Below are 5,285 nucleotides of genomic sequence, written 5' to 3'. Positions count from 1 at the left end.
AGCCAACAGTTGGAAAGCGGGGATCTCCTGTTTAGAGTGATGCTCTAAATGAGGAAGGCAAGGAGGTGCCCCGCCGTGCGACTGACCCCCACGGAGCGCGACCGGCTGCTGCTGTTCTCGGCCGCCGAGCTGGCCCGGGCCCGCAGGGCGCGCGGTCTCAGGCTCAACGTGCCGGAGGCGACCGCGCTCATCGCCGACACGGTGTGCGAGGCGGCCCGCGACGGCGCCCGGCTGGCCGAGGCGATCGAGCGCGCCCGGTCGGTGCTGGGCCCGGACGACGTGCTGCCGGGCGTCGCGGACGTGGTCACCGAGGTGCACGTCGAGGCGGTCTTCGACGACGGCTCACGGCTCGCGGTGATCTCCGACCCCATCGGCGGCGGCCTCGGGGAACACGCCCCGGGCGCCCTGCTGCCGGGCCCGGAACACGCCGAACCCGAGGCGACCCGGCGGCTGACGGTCACCAACACCGCGACCGTGCCCGTCTCCGTCACCTCCCACTTCCACTTCTTCGAGGCCAACCCCCGGCTCGACTTCGACCGCGAACGCGCCTACGGCATGCGGCTCGCGGTGCCCGCGGGGTCGTCGGTGCGCTTCGGCCCCGGCGAGAGCGTCGAGGTGGGGCTCGTCCCCCTCGGCGGCGCCCGCAACGCCATCGGCTTCGCCGGGCTGGTCGACGGGCCGCTGGACGCGCCGGGGGCGAAGGAGGAAGCCCTGCGCAGGGCCGCCGTCTGCGGATATCTGGGCGCGAAGGCTCCGGGAGGGGACCGATGAACCCGTACGAGTACGCCGCCACCCACGGCCCCCGCGCCGGCGACCGCGTCCGCCTCGGTGACTCGGGGCTGGTGGTCCGCGTCGAGTCCGACGCCCAGCGCCACGGCGACGAGTTCCTGGCCGGCTTCGGCAAGACCGCCCGCGACGGACTGCACCTGAAGGCCGCCGCCGTGCGCGAGACCTGCGACGTCGTGATCAGCAACGTCGTCGTGATCGACGCCGTGCAGGGCATCCGCAAGGTGTCCATCGGCATCCGCGAGGGCCGGATCCACGCGATCGGCCGGGCCGGGAACCCCGACACCCTCGACGGGGTGGACGTCGTGGTCGGCACCGGCACGTCCATCGTGTCCGGTGAGGGGCTGATCGCCACCGCCGGAGCCGTCGACACCCACGTCCACCTGCTGTCGCCGCGCATCATGGAGGCCTCGCTCGCCTCCGGGGTGACCACGATCATCGGGCAGGAGTTCGGACCCGTGTGGGGCGTCGGGGTCAACTCCCCCTGGGCGCTGGGGCACGCGTTCGGCGCCTTCGACGCCTGGCCCGTCAACATCGGCTTCTTGGGCCGGGGCTCGTCGTCGCACGAGGCGCCCCTGATCGAGGCGCTCGCCGAGGGCGGCGCGTCCGGGTTCAAGGTGCACGAGGACATGGGCGCCCACACGCGCGCCCTGGACACGGCGTTGCGCGTCGCCGAGGAGCACGACGTGCAGGTCGCCCTGCACAGCGACGGGCTGAACGAGTGCCTGTCGGTCGAGGACACCCTGCGGGTGCTGGAGGGCCGCACCATCCACGCCTTCCACATCGAGGGCTGCGGCGGCGGACACGTCCCCAACGTGCTGAAGATGGCGGGCGTGCCGAACGTCATCGGCTCCTCCACCAACCCCACCCTGCCCTTCGGCCGGGACGCGGTCGCCGAGCACTACGGCATGATCGTCTCCGTCCACGACCTCAAGACCGACCTGCCCGGCGACGCCGCCATGGCCCGCGACCGCATCCGCGCCGGAACCATGGGCGCCGAGGACGTCCTGCACGACCTGGGCGCCATCGGCATCACCTCCTCCGACGCGCAGGGCATGGGCCGGGCCGGCGAGACGGTCCGCCGCACCTTCGCCATGGCCGGGAAGATGAAGGCCGAGCTCGGCGCCCCCGAGGACCACGACAACGAGCGCGTCCTGCGCTACATCGCCAAGCTGACCATCAACCCCGCGATCGCCCACGGTCTGTCGCACGAGGTCGGCTCGATCGAGACGGGCAAGCTCGCCGACATCGTGCTGTGGCGGCCGGAGTACTTCGGCGCCAAACCGCAGCTCGTGCTGAAGGCGGGCTTCCCGGCGTACGGCGTCGTCGGTGACCCCAACGCGGCCACCGACACCTGCGAACCCCTCGTGCTGGGCCCCCAGTTCGGCGCGCACGGCGCCACCCCCGCCGACCTCTCCGTCGCCTTCGTCGCGCGGGCCGCCCTGGACCAGGGCAACGACACGTTGCCGACCCGCAGAAGAAGGGTCGCCGTGCGCGGCACCCGCGGCATCGGCCCGGCCGACCTGCTCCGCAACACCCGTACCGGGGCCGTCGACGTCGACCAGCGCACCGGCCTGGTCACCCTCGACGGTGAACCGCTGCGTTCCGAGCCCGCCGACTCGGTCTCCCTCAACCGCCTCTACTTCCTCTGAGGACCCCCATGAACACGCCCGCATCCGACGGCTTCCGCATGCCCGCCGAGTGGACCCCGCACGAACGGACCTGGATGGCCTGGCCCGGTCCCAACCACACCTTCGCCGACCCCGGGGAGCTGGCCGCCGCCCGGGCCGCCTGGGCGTCGGTGGCCCGCGCGGTCCGCCGGTTCGAGCCGGTGACGGTGGTGTGCGGCACCGGGCAGTCCGCCGAGGCGCGGGCGCTGCTCGGTCCCGGCGTCGACACCGTCGAGCGGGATCTCGACGACGCCTGGATGCGCGACATCGGGCCCACCTTCCTCACCGACGGCCGGGGCGGACTGGCCGCCGTCGACTGGGTGTTCAACGGCTGGGGCGCCCAGGAGTGGGCCCGCTGGGGGCACGACGCGAAGATCGCCGCGTACGTCTCGGACCTCGCGGGGGCGCGGACGTACACCTCGAAGCTCGTCAACGAGGGCGGCGGGATCCATGTCGACGGCGAGGGCACCGTTCTGCTCACGGAGACGGTCCAGCTCGGCCCCGAGCGCAACCCCGGCTGGACGAAGGAGCAGGTCGAGGCGGAGATCCACGCCCACCTCGGCACCCGCAAGGCGATCTGGCTGCCGCGCGGGCTCACCGCCGACTACCCTCCGCACGGCTTCGGCACCCTCGGCCACGTCGACATCGTGGCCGCGTTCGCCCGCCCCGGCGTGGTCGTCGCCCACCACCAGCCGGACCCGGCGCACCCCGACCACGAGGTGAGCAAGGAGATCATCGGCCTGCTCAGGGCGCAGACGGACGCCCGGGGCCGCCGCCTGGAGGTGGTCGAGGTACCCGCGCCGACCGTCCTGGAGGCCGACGGCCACTGGGCCGACTACTCCTACATCAACCACTACCTCTGCAACGGCGGCGTGGTGCTCTGCGGGTTCGACGACCCCCGCGACGAGATCGCCGCCGGCATCTTCCGCCGCCTCTTCCCCGAGCGGACGGTGACGCTCGTCGACGCGCGCGCGGTCTTCGCGGGCGGCGGTGGCATCCACTGCATCACCCAGCAGCAGCCGAGGCCCCTGGTCAGGTAGAACGTACGGGTGAACGCGACGCTGCTCCCCACGGCCCGAGACCGCCGCCCGGCCGATCCGCCGGGTCGCCCCCGCACGGTACGGGTGAGCCCGGCATGAGCACCCCGCGCCGCCGCACCCCGGCGCCGCCCCGCGAGGACGTCCTCGCCGCCGCCATGGCGATGATCGCCGAGCGCGGCCTGGAGCAGTTGACCATGGCCGCCCTCGGCCGGGAGGTCGGCATGAGCAGCGGCCACCTGGTCTACTACTTCCGCTCCAAGGACGAGCTGCTGCTGCAGACCCTGGAGTGGAGCGAGGGCCGTCTCGGCGCCGAGCGCTCCCGTCTGCTCACCCGGCCCGCCACCGCCCGGGAACGCCTCGACGCCTACGTGGAGCTGTACGTCCCGGACGGCCACCGCGATCCGCACTGGACGCTGTGGCTGGAGGTCTGGAACCGCTCGCAGAACGCCGGCGCGGACGCCCGCGACCGCCAGGCGGCCATCGAGGGCGCCTGGCACCGCGACCTCGTGGCGCTGCTGGCCGAGGGCGTCTCCCGGGGCGAGTTCCGCCGCGTCGACCCCGACCGTTACGCGGCCCGCCTGCGGGCCCTGCTCGACGGCCTCTCCCTCCACGTGGCGATCGGACTGCGCGGCACGGACCGGCCGTACGTCCTCGGCCACGTGAGGGAGTTCGTCGCGGAGACCCTCCTCGCGGACGGCGCCGGTGAGCGGTGACGGCCTGCGTGGCCTTCTTCGTCCGCCGTCCGCGCCGAACACCCACCGCCCGCATCCTGAGACGGACGGTGAGCGCGGGGGAGGGTTGTGCCAGACTTCCTCCCGTGCTCTCGTTCGCCACGATTATTGGCAGCAGGCGCGCCGGTCCGCAGTGACCGCACGTACGACACCGTACGGGCGGACACCGTCGTCCTCGACCCGCGCGCAGACCTCTCGCACCCGCGAGGGGTTTTTCTGTTTCCCGGCCCACCCGCAGCCGGGAACCGGGCGCGAGGGACCATGGGGGGACGGTGGAGCCGGTCATTCCGGTAGACCGAGATCCAACACAGGAGCCTTCAGACCATGACCGCAACCAGCGAGCTCGACGACTCGTTCCACGTCTTCGACACCACCCTGCGCGACGGCGCCCAGCGTGAGGGCATCAACCTCACGGTGGCCGACAAGCTGGCCATCGCACGGCACCTGGACGAGTTCGGCGTGGGCTTCATCGAGGGCGGCTGGCCCGGTGCCAACCCGCGGGACACCGAGTTCTTCGCCCGCGCCCAGCAGGAGATCGAGTTCCGGCACGCCCAGCTGGTCGCGTTCGGTTCCACCCGTCGCGCCGGCACCACCGCCGAGAAGGACCCGCAGGTCAGGGCGCTCCTCGACTCCGGCGCGCAGGTGATCACGCTGGTCGCGAAGTCCCACGACCGCCATGTCGAGCTCGCCCTGCGCACCACCCTGGACGAGAACCTGGAGATGGTCCGCGACACCGTGTCCTTCCTCAAGGGGCAGGGCCGCCGGGTCTTCGTCGACTGCGAGCACTTCTTCGACGGCTACCGCGCCAACCCCGAGTACGCGAAGGCGGTCGTCCGCGCCGCCTCCGAGTCCGGCGCCGACGTCGTCGTCCTGTGCGACACCAACGGCGGCATGCTCCCGGCGCAGATCCAGGCCGTGGTCTCCACCGTGCTCGCCGACACCGGCGCCCGGCTCGGCATCCACGCCCAGGACGACACCGGCTGCGCGGTCGCCAACACCCTCGCCGCCGTCGACGCGGGCGCCACCCACGTCCAGTGCACGGCCAACGGCTACGGCGA

The 5,285-nt window shown here is 72.8% G+C and carries 4 protein-coding genes and 1 pseudogene; all 5 read left to right on the top strand.

Annotation, left to right across the window (positions count from 1 at the left end; genetic code table 11):
• Window positions 1-75 precede the first annotated feature (75 nt).
• Window positions 76-771, top strand: coding sequence for an urease subunit gamma (gene ureA, locus RIM90_RS30345; protein ID WP_309063949.1), 696 nt, complete (start codon window positions 76-78; stop codon window positions 769-771).
• Entirely contained in the window at window positions 768-2,438 is a 1,671-nt protein-coding gene (locus RIM90_RS30340; RefSeq protein ID WP_309063948.1) for an urease subunit alpha, read from the top strand. Before ureA ends, RIM90_RS30340 begins: the two co-directional genes overlap by 4 nt.
• An 8-nt stretch (window positions 2,439-2,446) precedes the next feature.
• The gene (locus RIM90_RS30335; RefSeq protein WP_309063947.1) at window positions 2,447-3,496 is read left to right on the top strand and encodes an agmatine deiminase family protein; all 1,050 of its coding nucleotides are present in this window, start codon (window positions 2,447-2,449) and stop codon (window positions 3,494-3,496) included.
• A gap of 95 nt (window positions 3,497-3,591) precedes the next feature.
• Complete coding sequence (locus RIM90_RS30330) at window positions 3,592-4,209, top strand: TetR/AcrR family transcriptional regulator (RefSeq protein ID WP_309063946.1); 618 nt, start codon at window positions 3,592-3,594, stop codon at window positions 4,207-4,209.
• A gap of 342 nt (window positions 4,210-4,551) precedes the next feature.
• Window positions 4,552-5,285 (top strand): annotated as a pseudogene (locus RIM90_RS30325) (citramalate synthase); the annotation flags it as partial.

The organism is Streptomyces sp., from assembly GCF_031181555.1.
Classification (GTDB): Bacteria; Actinomycetota; Actinomycetes; order Streptomycetales; family Streptomycetaceae; genus Streptomyces; species Streptomyces fimbriatus.
The sequence above is the reverse complement of the archived record's forward strand: the minus strand, read 5'-3'. Positions and strand labels throughout refer to the sequence as shown.